Origin of the sequence: Lysinibacillus telephonicus, assembly GCF_039654155.1 — a bacterium.
Classification (GTDB): Bacteria; Bacillota; Bacilli; order Bacillales_A; family Planococcaceae; genus Ureibacillus; species Ureibacillus telephonicus.
In genome coordinates, this window is sequence record NZ_CP155468.1 from 2,233,383 (window position 1) to 2,253,249 (window position 19,867).

The following is a 19,867-nucleotide window of genomic DNA, read 5'->3' on the forward strand; positions in this document are numbered from 1 at the left end:
CTCCAGATAGTATCTTGTTACTTATATTTAGCTTTAAAGGAAGTATCTATACAAAAAATTCTTATCAAAATAAAAGAAAGGTCCCCTCAAAAATATGTTGGAGGGAACCTTTACTACATTGAATTTTAATCTGACCATTATAGTAGCATTGCTTTTAAATGAATACTAAAAATTAAAGAAAAGAGGTTGTTCAGATAATTTTATCTGGACAACCCCATTCCCTTTTATTTGTTTATAATTTAAATTTTTCTGCCGCATACTTTAATTCTTGAGCCATTTTTGCTAAAGTTTCAGCAGAAGCTGCAATTTCTTCCATGGAACTTGTTTGCTGCTCAGAGGCTGAGGCAATTTCTTGTGTATTACTTGTTGCTTCTATTGAAATTTCTGAAATATGGGTAATATCTTCAACCATTTTTTCTGAACTAGTCTTAATTAATCGACTCTCGGATAATATTTCTTGCATATGATTAGATACTTTTTCAACCGATTGAGTGATATTATCGAACTCGATGCCAGCTCTTTCAACAATAGCTTGACCATCATTGACAGCTATTTTCCCATCATTCATTGCTTCGATTGATGATGCAATTTCTTTTTGAATTTCTTTTATTAGCTCGCTAATTTGCCCTGATGCTTGGCTCGACTGCTCTGCTAACTTTCTTACCTCATCTGCTACTACCGCAAAGCCTTTTCCATATTCACCAGCTCTTGCAGCCTCAATGGCAGCGTTTAATGCAAGTAAATCAGTTTGATCAGCAATACTTGTAATAACAGAAATAATCTCATTAATCTCAGATGATTTTTTTCCTAGACTATTAATTGTTAAAGAGGCAATATTTGTTTTTTGCTCTACAGTTTTCATTTGACTAATAGTACGTTCTATTACTTCTGTTCCTGATTCAGCGGCTTCAACTGCATCGTTTGCTAACTCATTTGTTTTTTGAATGTTATCTGAAATTGCAGTAATTCCGCTTGATATATTCGTTACTACTTTTTTAGCATCATCAGTAAAGTTTATCTGTGTTTCTGTATTTGATGCAATTGCCTGTATAGAAGCTGAAATTTGTTCAGCTGCTTGAACAGTTTCTTCAGAACTTGCTGATAGCTCCTCGGAGGATAAATGGACTTGATCTGAAGCAGTTTTTATTTCAGTTACTAAATGTTTTATATTGTCTATCATAGAATTGAAATTATTTGCAAGTTGCCCTAGTTCATCGTTAGCTTTAACATGCAATTTTTCAATCGTTAAATCACCATCCGATACTTTACCTATACCTTCTACAACTGCTAAAATCGGTTTCGTTATAGTTCTTACAATAACAATAGATAAAAGGATGATTATGATAGCTGATATCGCAATAATAATAAATGTTGTATTCTGAATTGTTTTTGAGTCTGCAAGCACTACATCTTCAGGTGTGTAAATGCTTAAACCATAGCCAACTGAATTAATTGGTGCATAAGTAATAATATAATTTTCGCCACCGTATTTAAAACTTGAAATACCTGTTTCCTCCATACTTTTTTGTAGAGAGGAACTTAAGTCCCCAATTTCTGCTTTTTTAACATGGACACCAATTAGCTCCTCCATTGGAGACTCTTGAATAAATCCTTGTTGATCAAGTAAAGTAATCATGTTGCCAGAACTCTCAGACTGTTCAGATTCCTTTAAATATGTATCAACCAATACTTCAAAAGTCGCTGATCCAGCTAAAACCCCAACAACTACTCCATTATTATCTACAATAGGAGTTGCAGAAACAACAATACGATTCCCTGTTGCTTTTGATGTTAATACTTCAGAATAATTAGATTTACCACCTAATCCAGCGGCAACATAACTTCGGTCACTATAATCTGACCCAATACTGTCTGCCATTGTATGCGCAATTACTGTCCCTTTGCGATCAACGACAAACATTGTTTCGAATACATCAGAACGTTTTTCAAGCATTGAAATATATGGTATAATCCGATTTGAATCCATTGATTTCATAATATCACTAGCTGCCGAAATCTCCATTTCTGACATACGGGAAGTAAACCACTGATCAATTGATTGTGCCTTACTTAATACAAGATTGTGCATTGCTTCCTGTTCTTTTGCAATTAAAATTTTACTATTATTGTTTTGAATAAAAAGAGATACAACGAGTAATGGAATAATTGCTACAAGTAAAAAAAGAGCACTAAATTTAGTTCGAATGCTACTCTTTTTTTGCTTCTTTTGTTGTATTGAACCCACTAAAAAACCCCCCAATGTTGTTAATGAATAAACATAATTAAACTGTAAATAAAAAATTCACCATCCTTTTCTCCCATACCTTTACCAAATATATTATATACATAAAGTAATAGGAATTAAAGTTAATAAAAGATATATAGTAAAATAGTCTTGATATTAATAATGTAATGAGTTGTATCAAAAGTATTGTGGAAATTCTGTTGGATCGTTTTGGATTCGACTGCGAAAAAACCCCATTATACTTAAACTATAATGGGTCACATAAAAATCATTTAAATTTCTTATAAATTTTTTGAACAGGGCTTATTACTTCATAATAATCAACAAAATCTGTATAATTGATTGATTCCTTATTTCCAAGGCAAAGGACACCGAACTTTCCTAAACTATCATGGAAAAGTTGATGTACTTTATTTTGAAGTATTTTATTAAAGTAAATTAATACATTTCTGCATAATATCACATGGAATTCATTAAACGAGCTATCGGTTACAAGGTTATGCTGGGCAAATACAATATTTTTTGATAAAAATGAATGGAATTTCACTCCATCATTTGTGACTTTATAGTAATCAGAAAATGCACGTTCCCCACCAGCTTGTAAATAGTTATTAGTATATTTTTTCATATACTCTAATGGGAAGCATCCACTTTTAGCTGATGTTAATACCTTCGTATTAATGTCCGTTGCATAGATTTTTGTCTTTTCATAAAGACCCACCTCATGAAGAAAAATTGCCATTGAATAAACCTCTTCACCAGTCGAACAGCCAGCGTGCCAAATTCGAATGGATGGATATGTTCCTAGCAAAGGAACAATTTTATCTTTAAACTCTTTGAAAAATAAAGGGTCACGAAACATTTCAGTTACATTAATCGAAAAGTCCGCAATTAATCTTTGTAAACAACTAGAATCATGTAATACCTTATCAAGTAAGCTTGTAATTGTCTTTAAGTTTTCAGCATGTACACGGTGCCAAATTCTCCTTCTGATAGAAGGATATGCATAATCTCGATAATCGTAGCCATATTTTAAATACAGTCCCTCTAATAACAAATGAATTTCAATCTTTTCTAATTCATCTTCAAGATTTACCTCATATGCGTTGATTCGGTTCATTCTTTAAAAATCCCCTTTAGATTTAATATAGCCATACCTTTATTAAGGAAATTAATTGTTCCGGTTCAACTGGTTTTGCAATATAATCTGATGCACCGATTTCTAAGCATTTTAAACGATCTTCCTTCATTGCTTTTGCTGTTAGTGCAATAATCGGAAGTCTTTCAAACTCAGTATTGGATCGAATTTTTTCAATCGCCTCATAGCCATCCATTTCAGGCATCATAATATCCATTAATACAAGGTCAATATCCGAATTTTCATTAAGTATTCTTAGACTCTCTAGACCATTTTCAGCGAAAACAACTTCCATTCCCATCATTTCAAGAACACTAGATAAGGCAAATACATTTCGGATATCATCATCAACGAGTAGTACTTTCTTACCTTCCAATTGATGCGTTGAGCTAATTTTTTCGGTAGTTGAACTTTCATTATCCTGACTAGTTTTCAATTCAGATAAATAAAGTTCAAGCTCTGCAACCAAACGTTCAGGAGAATGCTCATTTTTAATAATAATTGTATGTGCAAACTTATTTAACTCAATTTCCTCTTTACTTGTTAAATCACGTCCTGTATAAATAAAGACTTTTAGCTGTTCATAAGCTTCGGTATTCTTAATTTCTGCTAATAAATCAAAACCACTTTTATCAGATAATCCTAAATCTAAGATAAGGCAGTCAAAATGATCTAATTTTAATAATTCGATCGCTTCTTTTCCTGACGATACAGCCTTAATGACAAAATCCATATTTCCGATTAATTCCATTAAGCTATTACGTTGGTTTACATCATCATCAACAATTAATAGGCGTTTTATATGGCCATTTTCAGGTGGATTTTTTTGTACATTATCCATTGGTTTCTCTTCAAAATATAAGTTTGCTTTAGCAATTTCTTCGGGAATTGTTGCTGCTGCTTCATTTTTTGCAGTGTCAATCACTTCTATTTTCTCTTCTATATAATCCGAGATAAATAAAGTAAACTTGCTTCCCCTGCCTTCCTCACTTTCTACTAGAAGTTCTCCTCCTAAAAGTGTTGCAAGCTCTCTACTAATAGACAAGCCTAGCCCCGTACCTCCATATTTACGGCTTGTAGTTCCATCCGCTTGTTGGAAAGCTTCGAAAATTAAGTCAAGTTTTTCTTTCGAGATGCCGATTCCCGTATCAAGTACGGAAAACGCATAAATTGGTTTTTGGCTGTTGTCAATTAGCCCAATTTCCAAATGAACTTTACCTTGCTCAGTAAATTTAAATGCATTTGATAACAAATTGTTAAGTATTTGCTGAATCCTTACTTCATCACTATAAATCGTATTTGGGGTTCCCTCTTTTACTTCAACCGTTAATATCACATTTTTTTCTTCTGCGATAGCCTTAAAATTATTTTGAACAAATTCAACCAGGTGGCTAATGTAGACTGTACCTGGAATAATTTCGGTCTTACCTGATTCGATTTTCGCTAAATCTAATATGTTGTTTATCAAAATTAATAAGTCATTACTAGATGAATAGATTGTTTTTGCATACTCAACTTGTTTTTCTGTTAAATTTTGTTTTGGATTATCAGCTAACAGTTTAGATAAAATAATAAGACTATTTAAGGGAGTTCGTAATTCGTGGGACATGTTTGCAAGAAATTCTGATTTATATTTTGAACTTAATGCAAGCTGTTCCGCTTTTATTTCAAGTTCTGCTTTCGCTTTTTCAACAGTACGATTTGCTTGTTCAAATTTAATATTTTGTTCTTCTAATCGTTTTGCCTTTTCCTCTAACTCAGTATTTGTTTGTTCAAGTTCCTCTTGTTGTATTTGAAGTTTTTGTTCAGATTGACGAAGTGCCTGGGTTTGTTCCTCAAGTTCTTCATTTGTCGCCCTTAACTCTTCTTGTTGATTTTGCAATTCTTCTGCTTGAGCTTGAATTTCCTCCATGAGTAATTGAGATTCTTCGAGTAATTGTGTTAATTGAATTCGTCCAACCACACTCTCAATAACTATCGCTAGATGATCAGCAAATTCTTCTATAAGGCTTTGCTGAGCTGGACTTATTGGCTTAAGTGATGCAATTTCTAAAAGTGCGTTTACCTCACCCTCAAAAATAATCGGCAATATAAACACCTGACTTGGTGCCGTTTCACCAAGTCCAGTAACAATACGGATGTAATCAGGCGGCACTTCTGTTAAAAGGATGGGTGTCTTTTCTATAATGGCTTGTCCAATTAATCCTTCTCCAGGTTTAAGTGTATGACGAATGCGTTTATTTTCTTTTAAACCATAGGCAGATATGAGATTAAATTGTTTAGATTTTCGATCATCTAAACTTTTTACATAGAATACAGCATGACTTGAGTCTACTAGCGGAACAATATCCGAAAGTAATCTATTTCCTAATGTTTCGAGGTCGTGTGAACCAGTTAAATGAGCGGAAATTTTGGCTATATTTGATTTTTTCCATGTTAGTTCCTTTTCTTTTTCAATTTTCTTATCTAATGTATCAGTCAATTGATTAAATGATCTAGCGATTTCATCAAATTCATCATTTGCTTTCATCTCAACTTTTGTCGTAAGATTTATTTTCCCATTTGCAATATCACTCATCAGTTTAGCCATTGAAGTCATACGGCTTGTTATGGAAGATATACTTTTAACAATAATCAACATAACTACAATAATAATAACTACTAAAATAAATCCAAATAAAATGATGTTATTTTGAACTTCTGTCAACATCATTTTTAATGAATTCTCTAGATTTCTGTTATATGATAAATGGATTTCATTTAGAATTTTAGAGAAATCTTCGTGAATCGAATTAGAATTTTCACCAATTAAGGCTCTGGCTTCATCCTTTTTATTCTCACTTATAAGTGAAATGACTTGGTTGCTATAAATTTCAAAATCATTAATCGTATTATTCAATGTATCAACTAATTCTTTTTGCTCATCTGTCTCGGCATTTTCCTGTATCATATAAAGATTTTCTTTTATGTTGTCAGTTTTAATTTGCAATTCAGCAATTTCTTTTCTTATCGCTATGTCATCACTATAGTTAACTAAGTTTCTTAAAATAATCCCTTTATCTTTTATATCCGATTGAATTTGACTAGCTAATACTGATAAATTAAAATTTCTTTCAATATCATTGCTTGCATTATTCAGAAAAGAAATTTGTATCCAACCGCTTCCAATTAAAAGTAAAAGTAAAATTGGTAATGTGCTTAGTGCAATTAACATCCTTGTTCGAACCTTCATTGTGTTACACTCCGATCAAAAGAAAGAATCGATAATTATAGAACATTCTTTTTGTTCATGCATGTTTCATAGACCAATGCGATTGCTTGTACACGGTCAGATACACATAATTTTGAAAGGATGTTCGTAATATGATTTTTTACTGTATGTTCACTTATAAATAATTTTTCAGATATTTCTTTATTGCTAAGGCCGTCTACAATTAATGAAAAAACTTCTGATTCACGTGTAGATAGTGCATGATGTGTTTTAATATTTTGTATAGCTATTTGAATTACATCTTGGTTAAGTTCATTTTCATTCTTTTTATTAAGAAGGATGACATTTTCATTTTGGTATGATGAAAAGGAAGAGGAATTGCTAGAAAATAGTTTATTTTTTTCCTCGCACTCAAGGATATAGTTTAATAAATTGTCTGGTAATTGCGGTCGACTAAAAATATATCCTTGTACTTCCTCACATTGTAAATCAATTAGGGCATTTAGCTGTTCAACAGTTTCTACACCTTCTGCAACAACGTTTAAATCTAAATTTCGTGCCAGCGTAATTATCGATTCGACAATTGCTCGACTATTTTTCTCTTTGTTAGCCACATCTTGAATAAAGGACCTATCGATTTTTACAATATCAAATAGAAAATTGCTTAAATAATGCAAGGAAGAATAGCCTGTTCCATAATCATCGAGGGTTATTTTAATATTCATTTCCTTTAATTGCAGCAACGTTTGTTTCACTGCCTCTTCATTTCCTAGAAGCGAGGTTTCTGTTATTTCAATTTCGATAAGATGCGGATCTACATTATAATCTTTTAATATTTGTTCTATTTCTTTAATTAAATTTCTTTGGATGAAATGTTGAGCTGAGAAATTAATGGCGATTCGCAATGGTATGTTATGACTTTCCTTCCACTTGTTAATCTGTTTACATACGTTTATCAATACCCATCGATCAATTTCAATAATTAAATCAGATTCTTCGGCAAGAGGAATAAATTCAGCTGGAGAAATTGTCCCCCATTTAGGATGGTTCCATCTTATAAGGGCCTCCGCACTTAACACTTTACCTGTTGATAAATGAATTTTCGGCTGGTACATTAATGTAAGTTGATTGTGTTCAATTGCTTTTCTCAAATCATTTTGAAGAAGGTACGTTCGATATGATTTAATATTCATACCAGAATGATAGACAGAATAATTGTTTTTGCCCTGTTCTTTTGCTCGATAAAGCGCAGCATCTACATTTTTCATAATGGTGTCAGAATCTTCCCCATCATATGGAAAAATTGATAGCCCTATACAGGTTGTCATATAAAATTCGTACTGATCAATATAGAACGGCTTTTTAAATTGTTTAATAATGGTTTCAGCAACTTCTAGACAATCTTCTGTTCCACTATTTGGGAGTAAAATAATAAACTCATCTCCCCCAACCCTTGCAATAAAGTCCTCTTCCCTTATTATTGAAGAAAGTTTTATTGCTATTTGTTGAAGGAGCTTATCACCGACTAAATGACCGAGGGAATCATTTATGTATTTAAAACGATCCAAGTCTACATACATAACTCCTAAGGTTTCATTTGTTTGTTTAGCTTTAGAAATTTTCGCAACAAGTTGATCATTGAACATTCTTCTATTTGGTAGGTTTGTTAGACCGTCATGGTAAGCCATATACTCAATGAGTTTATTTTTTTCTTCAAGAGCATTTGACTGAGAAATAAGCTTTTGACGCAATAAATAAATTTCTACGAATCTCTCCACCTTCGATTTTAAAATTATAGGATCAAAAGGTTTTAAAATATAGTCAATAGCTCCAACAGAATAACCCATGAAAATATATTGTGAGTCTTGATTATTTGCAGTTATAAATAGAATTGGAATATTTTTTGTTTTTTCACGAGCTTTAATAATTTTAGCAGTACTAAATCCATCCATTCCAGGCATTTGTACGTCCAATAAAATTACTGCAAAGTCATACTTTAATAAATATTTAAGAGCTTCTTCACCAGAATATGCTTTCACTAAATTATATTCGTCTCGTTCAATTATTGCTTCCAAAGCCACTATATTTTCTGGGCGATCATCTACTAAGAGAATATTAATTTTTTCATTTTCCATAGTTCAAGATCACATCCTGTTTAGATTTTGGAATTTTCAAATATTTAATATCAGCATACCATAATAATCCTATATTTGGGAGAAGTTTGTAGATAATTTACAAATACATAATGAATAATTAGTATTAAAAGCTATTCATAATATTTTATAAAAATCAAAAAAATGTTCTGATTACAAATTATTTATTGAATATTTGTAATCAGAACTATAATATTTTTCTGCCTTATTATATTTTGGTGGAACTGATAAATAGTTACACAGACAATGTATATCCTTTCATATCATAGCTGATAATGATTCTTTCAATATCTCCACTTGATGAAAAAACAGATGCGAATTCAGAACTTAAGATTATTGAATAGCCATTTTGATGTATATGTTTAAGTTCAACTCTTATTTTTTTTCTAATCGTTTTTAATTCTTGGATGATATTTTTTGCTTTATATTGATCATCCTGATGGATAAAATCTAAAAATGAATTCCCAATTATCTGTTGAATGGAGTACCCTAAAATCTTTTCTAAAGTTGAGGAAACATACTTGATTTCCCCCTTATTATCCAATATTTGAATAATCGTTTTCGAATGTTCGTTAGGAATATCATTTTCATTTGCAATGGCTCTTACAGTTGTTAATACCCCCATTGTTTTGCCATTAAACATATGAGGGGTAAATTCTACACAAACATAAACTTTGTGACCATTTTTATGAATTAACACGGTTTCAAATTGAACTATATTCCCATTCATGACATCTTTAAATAATTCTCTTGTTCTTATAATTTCCTGAATAGGCATTAATTGAGCGAGACTAGTACCAATTAAATCAAATGGAATATAACCAATTATATTTTCCATATCAGCATTAGCTTGCAAAAAGAATCCATCTGAATCTAATATAAAAATTCCTTCTTTGTTATTTTCAGAATTAGTTTTTGATAAATAATTATTGATAGTAAGAGACATAAAGTGTATCTCCTCTCTATTAAACTTCAAATAGTCCTACTAAATTTATTGAATAAATTTATAATAGATTTAAAAACTCAAAATATATATCACCTATACTTCTTATTTTTTATAGGAGACGCTTCCTAATTTTCCAATTATCTATATTTGTGCATTGGGATTCATAGTGGGAGTAAAGTAAAAAAGACCTTCCAAAATTTTGGACGATCCTTTAGATATGACGTAACAATTAACCATAGAGGAAAATTTATTTCAAAAGCAAGGTGGTGACTGTTAGAAAATTTATATTTTAGTCAGCCCTTTCGGTTAATGGAGATTTTTAAAGGTAATTTTCATGTGCAATTAAAATTTAATAGAACAAATTATTGGCTAATTCTACCTATTTAGTTTATATAATATCATCTTCTGCATTATTAACATTATTCAAAATCTATAATTAAGAATATCAAAGAATAGAGAATGTGGTACAATATACCTAAGACACAGTTAATAACTCTAGGTTGCATCCGTAGACAATCCCGTTAGACATACTATAAACTATAGCACTTACAGAAAAATGTAGCGGTTAGGACATTACATCCCCATTCATTTTTCAACAAATACATGTATAATAACATCAATATAAATAAAAACTCCAACTTTAGAAGAACACCTGCTACTTATTTAATATGTATACTGAAATTAAACCTTGTTTATTTGCACTGGAATTGCAATTGCTTTGTGCTTTTTTATACTTTGTTATTTTTATGCTGATTGTTGTTCTTCCTCATCTAAGCCAAGTACTTCAATAATTTTATCCATATACTTTTTCCCGCTACGTTCACCGTGTAATATGAAGTTTAAATAAACTTTACTTACACCAACTTTTTCACAGAGCCATACTTGAGTTTGGTTCAGGTCCACAAGACGTTTGACAATTTTTTTGCCTAATGGAGTCAGTTGTCTTTGTTTCATCTTCTTTACTCCTTTCTGCATTATCAAGGTGGTGATTTCTTGTTATTTAGGCATTAAATACTCTTTGTTTTCGCTGATGTTCTTCATTAAATTTTAGCTAAAAACACTCGAGATTACAGTAACAAAAGTTAAACATAGTCATTCAATTTTTTAATTTAATCATATATCAGATCATTCCTTTCTATTTACTTGTCAATGTTCATAAATAAATATAGTAGTGTATAGTAATGGATTACGTTGTGATAAACTCTAGTTGATGAATTTGTTTTTCATATCTTAATTTTAGTTCCAATATTGAAACAAATCAATAACAAAGTTATTGTTTTTGAAACAAATTTAGCACGGAGGTTCTAATATGAGTACAATGGGCGAAAGAATAAGAAAACTACGAAAGCTACACGGATTATCACAAGATAAACTTGCTGAATTAATTGAAAAGACCAAAAGTAATGTTAGTGGATATGAAAATGATAAATTTGAACCTTCAGCACAGACAATTATTGCCTTATGCAAGGTATTTAATATTTCTGCTGACAGTCTCCTATTCGGAGCAGATGAAGTAGTTCTAAAAATAGAACAAAGTGAATATATAAGTATAATTAAGGATGAAATTGAACTTGTGAAGAAGATAAAAAAGTTAAATTACGACGAAAGATTAAAAATCGAAGGTATAATTGACGGTATTCTCATTTCAAAAGAGTTATCACAAAATAAAAATAAAAACTCATCTTTATTAATAAATGGAGAAGAATCCGCAACGACTGAAACGGCTTAGTTTTCGTTAAAATGATTAACTTATTTATCTTCTTTCCCCCTTCTTTCTTTAATTATTTGTGCAAGGAAGACATATAATATACCCCCGCTTGGTTTCTTAGAAAAATTCCTTGCATAATTATTTGTCATAATTTTTCTGAATATTTTATTTAAAATCTAAAATATTAAAACAGTACGAACACCATTGGTGGATTCGTACTGTTTTCGTTAATCACTATTTAAAAATTCTGTCGTAATATCATAGCCGCGCATATAATCAGGAGAACCAGGAAAACTTTGCATAAAGCCATGTATATTTCCATCGAATCTAACTAGTCTGACTTCAACTCCCGCCTCCTTTAATCTTTGGGCGTAAAGCTCCCCTTCATCGCATAATGGATCATATTCAGCTGTGAAAACAAGAGTTTTAGGCATTTTAGTTAAGTATTTTTTACTAGTTTTTATAGGCGAAATATAGTCAGTTTCCTCATTTTCGTTGTAAAGCGAAAGATTTTCTGCATTTGAAATATCGAGTCCGTACTTTGCGTTATATAATTCCCGCGATTGATATTCGCTGCCCTTTATTTGATTATTGATGTCTGTAATAGGATAGTAAAGTATCTGCTTAGATAATTTAAAATCTCCTGTTTTAATTGATTTTAATACGATAGCTGCTGCTAAATTAGCACCTATGCTTGCCCCACCAATAGCAATGTCGATTGATTTCCCCTTATATTCTTCTGCATGCTCTACTATCCATTTTGTAACAAGGTAACTATCAGAGAATTGTGCTGATGTATTTTGATAATCGACAGCAATAACTTTATATCCAGATAATGTTGAAATAAGACGGCAGGAAACATCATGTGTTTCTAAATTACCTTGAAGAAGATCTCCGCCATGAAAAAATATTAATAATGGATAATTTTTTTCTTCAGAGGGAGTATATATTCTGATAGGAATTTGTGGAGCAGTTTTGACATTACTATCCTCTACTTTAAATATTTTCGGTCGTTTTTCTAATGGGGAATTTTCTATAGAAATTCCTTTACTTCGACTTTCAGGATGTTGTTGAAAATATTGCTCTATATAATGATGTAGCGGCATAACATTACTCCTTTACTTTTTTCGATGATATTCCGATATTTGTATGACTCGGACATTTTTTGTATTAAGTTCATGATAAATTCCTCTACTATCAGTAAACGAAATATATTGATCACGTTCACTTTGAATAAGTCGTTCAGCCATTTGTTGAGACTCGACATAGATAAATCTTCTTACGTAATGGTGTTCGTCAAAAAAATAAGTAACTTTAAATTCCTGCACTAAAAAGGACCCCCAAAATATAAGAAAATTTTCTTAATATTTAGCATAACCAATGGAAAAATCCTTATTACTAATTAATACAAGCGACTTTATCATTGTTATGTATCAATAATACAGTAATTATAATTATCTCGATGCTTGTTAGTTCATGATTCTATTGCCAATAATAGAGAACTTTATGCATTATAAATAACCTGACAAAATAAAGGCAAATCGTATACATACAAAGGTGTTCAAAATAGCGTTTTAAACTAAAATATTATCGCCTAAAATAATAAAAGATATGGCAGCATCGGGAGCCCTTTTACACTTTTTATGTTGTTATTTCCCTTATTCTCTACTAGTGAACTCCCTAGTCAACTTATTCCTGTAATGGAAAGGATATAAAAATGAATAAAAGACATCTTATGGTCGCGTTTTGTACCTTCATTATATTCTGTATCCTATGGATGACTTATGAATCACCATTTATCCAAGCTTTGGACACGTTAGCATCTAATTTATTGTATGGAGTACATTGGATTACGATGTTTCACTATTTCGGCGAGACAAAGTTTATCTTTGTTATTTCATTTATTGTTTTAATATTTATTGGGATTCGAAAGCGTGATTATAAATTGATGCTTTTTGTATTTATGAATGTAGGTATTGGATTTGGATTGTATCAATTTTTAAAATACTTAATTGAACGTCCTCGCCCTGATATCATAGATCAATTTTCAACCTTTAGTTTTCCTTCAGGCCATGCTTTACACGGTCTAGTATATTTATTAACAATCGCATATGTATTTGATCATACCTCTGATAGAGTTATCAATTCTAAAAAAAATTCGCGAACCGTTTGGATAACTGCAATTATACTCATTCTATTTATTGGACTGTCTCGAATAACAGAAGGTCGTCACTATGCTTCTGATGTATTAGCCGGCTGGATGCTTGGTTATAGTTGGTTTATCTTAAGTGTATGGTGGTATGAACAAGGGAATCCTTTGAAGAATAAGAAATTTTAGGGTTTTCAAATGTATAGCGAAATTCCAAAAGAATCTCACTAATTTGTAGGTTCCGTTTATTATCCTTAAAGTTAATTTTCGTTTAGGCAAATTAAAAATAAGATTTAAATAAAAAATTTTTTTCACTTCCACCCAAAAGGTACTGTTTTCCCATCACGAACCATCTAGTCAATCGCCTCATATTCTAGGTCTAAAGGAAACGAGGGGATGTTGTATGGGTGTTGAATTAACTGCTCTTCATTGGATATATGTCGTGTTTATTGTGTTAATCATTGGCTTTATGGTGAAGCGTCGAGATACTTCACTTATTTGTATAATAGGTATTTTTGTCTTAGCGATTGTCGCAACAGGAGATTTTACTTCTTCTATAAGCAAAGTCTTCAATAGCTTTGTTTTTGCTATTACCGAGCTCTTATCGACTATATTAATCATTTCAATTATTGTAGCTATGAGTCGTATTTTAATGAAAACAGGTATTAACGAAGTGATGGTTGCTCCCTTTACAAAAATCATTAAAAATCCAACACTTGCCTACTGGACAATCGGGATTTTAATGATGATTATTTCATGGTTCTTTTGGCCATCACCTGCAGTTGCACTGCTAGGGGCAGTATTGCTTCCAGTAGCTATTCGCGCTGGATTGCCAGCACTTGGAGTTGCAATGGCGATGAACTTATTTGGCCACGGGATTGCACTATCAAGTGATTTTGTAATTCAAGGTGCACCAAAGCTAACAGCGGATGCTGCTGGTATTCCAGTAAGTGATGTTATATCTGCAAGTATACCCCTAGTTATCGTTATGGGTGTTGTAACAACAATCGTAGCGTTTATTTTCTTGCGTCGTGATATGAAACGTGGCTCGATGGAAATGGTTGGTACATTTGAAGGAGAAACTAAAGTAGATAAAGTAAATGAAAATTTACTTTCATTAGGACAACGAAAGTTCTTTGCCTTCCTAATTCCAATTGCATTTGCGCTCGATGTTGTTGCCATGTCTCTATTTAACCTATCAGGGGGAGATGCAACTGCGCTCATTGGCGGCACAACCGTTTTCATCCTAATCTTATTAGCTCTATTTGCACATAAAAATGATGGTCTAGAAAAGACTACAAGTTATTTAATCGAGGGCTTTCAATTTGGGTTTAAAGTATTTGGGCCTGTCATTCCTATTGCAGCATTCTTCTATTTAGGAGATTCAGGATTCTTAACAATTATTGGGGAATATCTTCCATCCGACTCTCATGGAATCGTCAATGACCTCGGCATTGCATTAGCATCTGTTGTGCCTTTAACTTCTGAAGTAGCGGCTGTTACGTTAACAGGCGTTGGTGCGATTACCGGTTTAGACGGTTCAGGTTTCTCAGGTATTACATTGGCCGGTTCAGTAGCTAACTTGTTTGGTAGTGCTCTCGGTGAAGGAATTGCTACTTTAACGGCATTAGGTCAAATTGCTGCCATCTGGGTTGGCGGAGGTACATTAGTTCCTTGGGCATTAATTCCAGCAGCTGCAATTTGTAATGTAAGTCCCTTTGAATTAGCTCGCCGAAATTTATTGCCTGTTGTTATCGGGTTAATAGTAACTACGATTGTGGCGATGTTTATTCTTTAAAGCTTAAAGCAAAGGTTTACTTGAATGAAATCTTAGTAAAAACCCACTAAATAAAAATGCATGACAACATTTTATCTCTTGTCATGCATTTTATTATAAATTACTTAAATTCTTCTGTTATCAAGTCACTATTAACCCCAATTGCAGCACGACTTCCTTGACTAGCAGCAATTATTAATTGTGATGGACCAAATGATATATCCCCTGCTGCGTAGACGCCTTTTACATTTGTTCTACAGAACTCGTCCATAATAATTCCACTGTTACTATTCATCTCACACCCTAATGAATTTGCAAGATGATTCGGTTGTTCAAGTTCTGTCGAAACAAAGCCTCCTGTCCTAATAATCTCTTCCCCATTCTCAAAAATCACCTTTTCTAATTTCCCATTTGCCCCACTTAACTTTGCTATTCGTTCTACTATAACGCGAATGCCTTTTTTCTTAAATAACTGCTCCTCAGCATCCGAAATTATTTTACTGCCATTTGTACAAACAACTAAGTCTTTGCTCCATTGATAAATCGTCATTACTGCATGTGCAGCCCTTTTATTTTCAGAGATTAAAACTAAAGGTTGATCTCTTAGTTCCCAGCCGTCGCAATATGGGCAGCTGAATAAGCTTTTCCCATAGTAATTTTTAATCCCTTCAACATTAGGCAAAGTTTCTTTTAATCCTGTTGCAATGATTATTTTCTTACTTAAATGGGAATTACCTTCTTCCGTAGTTAGTCTGAAAAAGCTATTCTCCTCTTTTATTTCTACAATTTTTTGCTTTTTTATTTTTACTGATGGATATTTACTTATATCCTGATAAGCAAACTCTCTGAATTCTCTTGGAGAAACACCATCTCTAGTAATAAATCCATGTGATTCCTGAGTAACAGCATTTCTCGCTTGATCATTATCAAATAGAATAACGCTTCTTCTTGCCCTACCTAGTACGAGAGCAGCATTTAACCCAGCAGGGCCGCCGCCTATTATTGCACAATCTAAAATCATTTTTCTTCACCTCTTAATTATAGATATTATAGATATTTATAGTCTTTAATTGATGTAAAAAAATTAATTAGCCATAGATTTGATTTGATTTACTGTATTTTCATTAACTTTTTGAATAACATTTTCAATAGATTGTGTTCTTAAGTAATTTTCCATTTTTAGTTCTGCTTCATTCATCACTTTTTCAATGAAACAGTTTTGTCGATCGTGAAGATTATTTTCTAAACTACAATTAAATAATGAAGAAGTCCCCTCAATAGCGTCGATAACATCTAAGAATGTTATATCCTTTGGATCCTTTATTAATTTATAACCACCCTTAACCCCTGTAACAGATTCAATAAAACCAGCTTTAACTAAGTTAGTTAGCACCTTAGAGAGGTATGTGGGCGATACTTTCTGAACTTCAGCTAAAGGTTTTACCCCGATTGTTTTTTGGGAAGGTAAAAGTGCTAAATAAACAATTGTATGTAATGCATAATTAGTTGCCTTTGAGTACTTCAATTTTTTCACCTCTATTATTGTAGATTTAATGAGTCTATAATATCTCTAATAATTAAATAAGTCAATTTATTAAGCTCCCTTTTTAAAATAAAAGTTAATCCCTACAAATAAGAATGCATGACGTTTTTGGTTCGTCATGCATTTTCTTTAATTACCATTAACGTATCGACCATGAGTTGGAATTGCAACTGTATCAAAATCAATAGCTAAACATTGCAACTGAAGTTTGAGATCATCACCTTCCATTGGTGCACCATGGCCAGTAATTGCAACAGCTGGTTTTAATGATTCTAACTTTTTCACTGAATCCCATGCTTGCTGCCAATCTGTAGTTAAATATCTTGGAGGACCGCTAATTTCCTTGTCTTGGACCAGCACTTTAAAAAGGGATTCTTGTTTAACGGTAACGAATGCATCCCCTACAATTAAAGAACGGTCGGATTCTCTAAAGAATGATACATGTCCCGGCGAATGTCCAGGTGTATGGATCCATACCCAATCTTTTAATGGCGGAATTGTTCCATCTACGGGCAATGGTTTAACATGGGTTCCTAGATTGATTGGATCATTTGGAAAGTAAGGGGATATTTTTGCAACAAGTCCACCCTCAACAGTAGAATCTGGTTCAGGATAGCTTTTTTTCCCTGTTAAATAAGGTATTTCTGCTTCATGTGCATACACGGGAACATCCCAATGCTCAATTAATTCGACTATTGCTCCAACATGGTCAAAATGCCCATGAGTTAATACAATTGCATTTGGACGTGCATTTTCACCGAAACGGTTTTCGGCTTCTTTAATAATAGCTTCAGCTGATTTAGGCATCCCTGCATCAATTAATGTCCAGCCTGTTGCTTTCCCCTTTTCTCCAACCATACATAGATTAACCACTTGAATTGTATAAGCGTAAATATCTGGTGTTACCTCAATTCCGATTCCACTCATCAGTGAGGTCATTGGAATATATTTATAATCTTCACCATAATTCATTTGTTCACTCAATTTTAAACAACCTCCTTTTAAAGGTAGTTTCTCTATATAGAAATTGATTATTCAAAGAAATAGAAAAAGCTCACATCACTGTGAGCTGTCTGATTTATCATCCAGTGGTATGTTAATTTCAGCAGATCCTTCCAAGAAATTCGGATAGCTATTGAAATAGACGCGTACTGGGTTAACTGCACCTTTTAAATCAAACGAATAAGTTGCTGTTGTGCTATTTTCTCTATATCTAAATGAATGTCCATCACTATAAAATTTATTTCCATTTGCATCAATAACAGTACTTAACAATTGCTTATGATCGTTTTGCGGCGACTTATATGATACATCGAACATATCAAAGTCTCTTAAGGATAACTCAAAGTCTTTGAGAGGAGGTATTTTTAAAATTTCTTGTTTAAGGAAATCAATTTCAATATAGTCTTCCCCTTTAGGTAAAGCCTCGACCTCATCGATAACAAGTGTTAAGCTTTGTGGTTCTCTAAAATAATTGCTTTGAATAAAAATACTATTGTCATTTTCTCTAAATCCTCCAAAACCGGAGAATCCATTCGTTATTTTGCCCCATTCTTCACCATTTTCATCTAAAACCTTTAACTTATTGATTTGTAATATTTGCATTGTATTTTGGTCATCCGCTGTTATCTGTACTTCTGCACGCAATGGAGAAATTTTAAGGGATTTTATATGAATAATTTGATCGTCAATCTCCAATTGTTGATTTATCTCATAGGTTTTAGTCGGTACAATTTCTTTTTTCAATGTAAAAGGTACGGTAAAGGAAGTATTATTGGCATCGTCAAATGTCAGTTCAAGCTGAAAGTTTGGATTTGAATAATCTATTTTATTTGTTGCAACGACTTCTAGCTTTTCTTCTATTATTTTCGTTGAGTCTTTTGCTGCCCAAGAATAAGTTGTAGCTGCCTCGATGTCTTTATCATTTTGTGTAAGTCTAAATTTTTTCGTTTCAAGTTCTGAAATATCATAAGGCGCTTCTAATTGATAGAAAATAATCATTCCGGATTCATCTGCTATTGTTCCGAGAATAGTTAATATAAGGTCATTTTTTATTTCTACAATATTAAGCTCTTCATAATATTGATTATCTAATATATCTTTTACCCCTTTATCCTGTGTAATCATTTCAACGAGTGGAGCAAACCCTGGGATCTTAGCGATTGTTTGTGCAAATGCTGGTGAAACACGTACGGTTGTAACAAATGCTATAAGGAGAAGCATAACAATCGACACTTGTTTCCATGTTTTTATTTGACGTTTTCTTGAATGGAGGTGTTTTGCATATGCCTGTTGCCGTGCTGCCTGTATTTTCTCCTTAGGGATTTCAATTTTTTCTAACTCCCGTTTTAATTTCTCAAAATCTTGCTTATTAAAATTACTCATGATTGACCTCCTTCCCCAAAAAAATATCTTAATTTCCGAAGTGCATTATGTAGGCGAGATTTTACTGTTCCTTCTGGGATATTTATTTCACTTGCAATTTCTTCATTTTTTAAATCCTGAAAATATTTTAAGTAAATAAGATGTTGTTGTTCTGGCGATAGTTTAGAAATTGCTTCGGAAAGTTCTAAATAGGAACAATCATTGTGTTGTCCGATTTCAATTGATTCATGTAATTCCAAACGTTTCTTTTTCTTCTGCATATCATGACATACATTTAATAACACTCGAATAAGCCAAGTAGATAAATATTCCGGCTTTTTAACAGTATGGAGTTTTTTTAAGCTGCGGTAAGTAAATTCCTGTATGGCATCAAGTGCATCATATTCATTTTTAAAATAACTAAAAGCAATCCTATAGTGCGTATCTTCGTACATTTCTAAAAGTTCGAGGAAGGCTGATTTATCACCATCAATTGCTTTTTTCTCGCGTTCAAAGTTTTGCATATGTCTCCCCCTTTAATCATTAGACTTTCTATAATAAAAAAACGTTCATTAATTAATAACTTTTTCTATAAAGTAAAAAAGGGGCTGCTTTTGAAGCCATTTTAGGATG

At 32.4% G+C, this 19,867-nt stretch carries 16 protein-coding genes; 3 read left to right on the forward strand and 13 right to left on the reverse strand.

Going from position 1 to position 19,867, the window contains the following annotated elements:
• Positions 1 to 232: 232 nt before the first annotated feature.
• From MKY04_RS10600 to MKY04_RS10625, 6 genes are all read right to left on the reverse strand, one after another.
• Complete coding sequence (locus MKY04_RS10600) at positions 233 to 2,245, reverse strand: methyl-accepting chemotaxis protein (protein ID WP_126294817.1); 2,013 nt, start codon at positions 2,243 to 2,245, stop codon at positions 233 to 235.
• Positions 2,246 to 2,513: 268 nt separating this feature from the next.
• A complete protein-coding gene (locus MKY04_RS10605; protein ID WP_126294818.1) occupies positions 2,514 to 3,365 on the reverse strand; it encodes a CheR family methyltransferase in 852 nt (283 codons plus the stop codon).
• 22 nt (positions 3,366 to 3,387) lie between these two features.
• Complete coding sequence (locus MKY04_RS10610; protein WP_346235851.1) at positions 3,388 to 6,615, reverse strand: response regulator; 3,228 nt, start codon at positions 6,613 to 6,615, stop codon at positions 3,388 to 3,390.
• A 35-nt stretch (positions 6,616 to 6,650) separates the two neighbouring features.
• Positions 6,651 to 8,729, reverse strand: a complete 2,079-nt coding sequence (locus MKY04_RS10615) for an EAL domain-containing protein (RefSeq protein WP_126294820.1) — start codon at positions 8,727 to 8,729, stop codon at positions 6,651 to 6,653.
• Positions 8,730 to 8,982: 253 nt separating this feature from the next.
• A complete protein-coding gene (locus tag MKY04_RS10620; RefSeq protein WP_346235852.1) occupies positions 8,983 to 9,693 on the reverse strand; it encodes a PAS domain-containing protein in 711 nt (236 codons plus the stop codon).
• Between the two features lie 744 nt (positions 9,694 to 10,437).
• Entirely contained in the window at positions 10,438 to 10,647 is a 210-nt protein-coding gene (locus MKY04_RS10625) for a helix-turn-helix domain-containing protein (RefSeq protein ID WP_126294822.1), read from the reverse strand.
• Between the two features lie 355 nt (positions 10,648 to 11,002).
• Between MKY04_RS10625 and MKY04_RS10630 the strand changes: the two genes are divergently transcribed.
• A complete protein-coding gene (locus tag MKY04_RS10630; RefSeq protein ID WP_126294823.1) occupies positions 11,003 to 11,422 on the forward strand; it encodes a helix-turn-helix domain-containing protein in 420 nt (139 codons plus the stop codon).
• Positions 11,423 to 11,628: 206 nt separating this feature from the next.
• Here MKY04_RS10630 and MKY04_RS10635 read toward each other — a convergent pair whose 3' ends face one another.
• Together MKY04_RS10635 and MKY04_RS10640 are read right to left on the reverse strand one after the other, a co-directional pair.
• Positions 11,629 to 12,507 (reverse strand): alpha/beta hydrolase, encoded by an 879-nt coding sequence (locus tag MKY04_RS10635; RefSeq protein WP_346235853.1) that lies wholly within the window; start codon positions 12,505 to 12,507, stop codon positions 11,629 to 11,631.
• 12 nt (positions 12,508 to 12,519) lie between these two features.
• Entirely contained in the window at positions 12,520 to 12,729 is a 210-nt protein-coding gene (locus MKY04_RS10640) for a hypothetical protein (RefSeq protein ID WP_346235854.1), read from the reverse strand.
• A gap of 389 nt (positions 12,730 to 13,118) precedes the next feature.
• Here MKY04_RS10640 and MKY04_RS10645 point away from each other — a divergent pair, with 389 nt between their 5' ends.
• Both MKY04_RS10645 and MKY04_RS10650 read left to right on the forward strand, forming a co-directional pair.
• Positions 13,119 to 13,739, forward strand: a complete 621-nt coding sequence (locus tag MKY04_RS10645) for a phosphatase PAP2 family protein (RefSeq protein WP_126294826.1) — start codon at positions 13,119 to 13,121, stop codon at positions 13,737 to 13,739.
• Between the two features lie 214 nt (positions 13,740 to 13,953).
• Positions 13,954 to 15,348 (forward strand): hypothetical protein, encoded by a 1,395-nt coding sequence (locus MKY04_RS10650; RefSeq protein WP_126294827.1) that lies wholly within the window; start codon positions 13,954 to 13,956, stop codon positions 15,346 to 15,348.
• Positions 15,349 to 15,448: 100 nt separating this feature from the next.
• On the opposite strand, the gene MKY04_RS10655 is transcribed toward MKY04_RS10650, so the two are convergent.
• The 5 genes from MKY04_RS10655 to MKY04_RS10675 all read right to left on the reverse strand — a co-directional run bounded on the left by MKY04_RS10655 (position 15,449) and on the right by MKY04_RS10675 (position 19,758).
• On the reverse strand, positions 15,449 to 16,348 hold the full coding sequence (locus MKY04_RS10655) for an NAD(P)/FAD-dependent oxidoreductase (RefSeq protein WP_346235855.1): 900 nt from the start codon (positions 16,346 to 16,348) through the stop codon (positions 15,449 to 15,451).
• 63 nt (positions 16,349 to 16,411) lie between these two features.
• The gene (locus tag MKY04_RS10660; protein WP_126294829.1) at positions 16,412 to 16,852 is read right to left on the reverse strand and encodes an Rrf2 family transcriptional regulator; all 441 of its coding nucleotides are present in this window, start codon (positions 16,850 to 16,852) and stop codon (positions 16,412 to 16,414) included.
• A 147-nt stretch (positions 16,853 to 16,999) separates the two neighbouring features.
• A complete protein-coding gene (locus MKY04_RS10665) occupies positions 17,000 to 17,854 on the reverse strand; it encodes an MBL fold metallo-hydrolase (RefSeq protein ID WP_246020344.1) in 855 nt (284 codons plus the stop codon).
• A 75-nt stretch (positions 17,855 to 17,929) separates the two neighbouring features.
• Entirely contained in the window at positions 17,930 to 19,255 is a 1,326-nt protein-coding gene (locus MKY04_RS10670; protein WP_346235856.1) for a DUF4179 domain-containing protein, read from the reverse strand.
• On the reverse strand, positions 19,252 to 19,758 hold the full coding sequence (locus tag MKY04_RS10675; protein WP_126294831.1) for a sigma-70 family RNA polymerase sigma factor: 507 nt from the start codon (positions 19,756 to 19,758) through the stop codon (positions 19,252 to 19,254). The genes MKY04_RS10670 and MKY04_RS10675 overlap by 4 nt, the downstream gene beginning before the upstream one ends.
• Positions 19,759 to 19,867: the final 109 nt, after the last annotated feature.

Coding starts and splice junctions, on each gene's coding strand:
- MKY04_RS10645 (WP_126294826.1), top strand. CDS start 13,119: ATGAATAAAAGACATCTTATGGTCGCGTTTTGTACCTTCATTATATTC.
- MKY04_RS10620 (WP_346235852.1), bottom strand. CDS start 9,693: ATGTCTCTTACTATCAATAATTATTTATCAAAAACTAATTCTGAAAAT.
- MKY04_RS10605 (WP_126294818.1), bottom strand. CDS start 3,365: ATGAACCGAATCAACGCATATGAGGTAAATCTTGAAGATGAATTAGAA.
- MKY04_RS10625 (WP_126294822.1), bottom strand. CDS start 10,647: ATGAAACAAAGACAACTGACTCCATTAGGCAAAAAAATTGTCAAACGT.
- MKY04_RS10670 (WP_346235856.1), bottom strand. CDS start 19,255: ATGAGTAATTTTAATAAGCAAGATTTTGAGAAATTAAAACGGGAGTTA.
- MKY04_RS10635 (WP_346235853.1), bottom strand. CDS start 12,507: ATGCCGCTACATCATTATATAGAGCAATATTTTCAACAACATCCTGAA.
- MKY04_RS10655 (WP_346235855.1), bottom strand. CDS start 16,348: ATGATTTTAGATTGTGCAATAATAGGCGGCGGCCCTGCTGGGTTAAAT.
- MKY04_RS10630 (WP_126294823.1), top strand. CDS start 11,003: ATGAGTACAATGGGCGAAAGAATAAGAAAACTACGAAAGCTACACGGA.
- MKY04_RS10615 (WP_126294820.1), bottom strand. CDS start 8,729: ATGGAAAATGAAAAAATTAATATTCTCTTAGTAGATGATCGCCCAGAA.
- MKY04_RS10650 (WP_126294827.1), top strand. CDS start 13,954: ATGGGTGTTGAATTAACTGCTCTTCATTGGATATATGTCGTGTTTATT.
- MKY04_RS10610 (WP_346235851.1), bottom strand. CDS start 6,615: ATGAAGGTTCGAACAAGGATGTTAATTGCACTAAGCACATTACCAATT.
- MKY04_RS10675 (WP_126294831.1), bottom strand. CDS start 19,758: ATGCAAAACTTTGAACGCGAGAAAAAAGCAATTGATGGTGATAAATCA.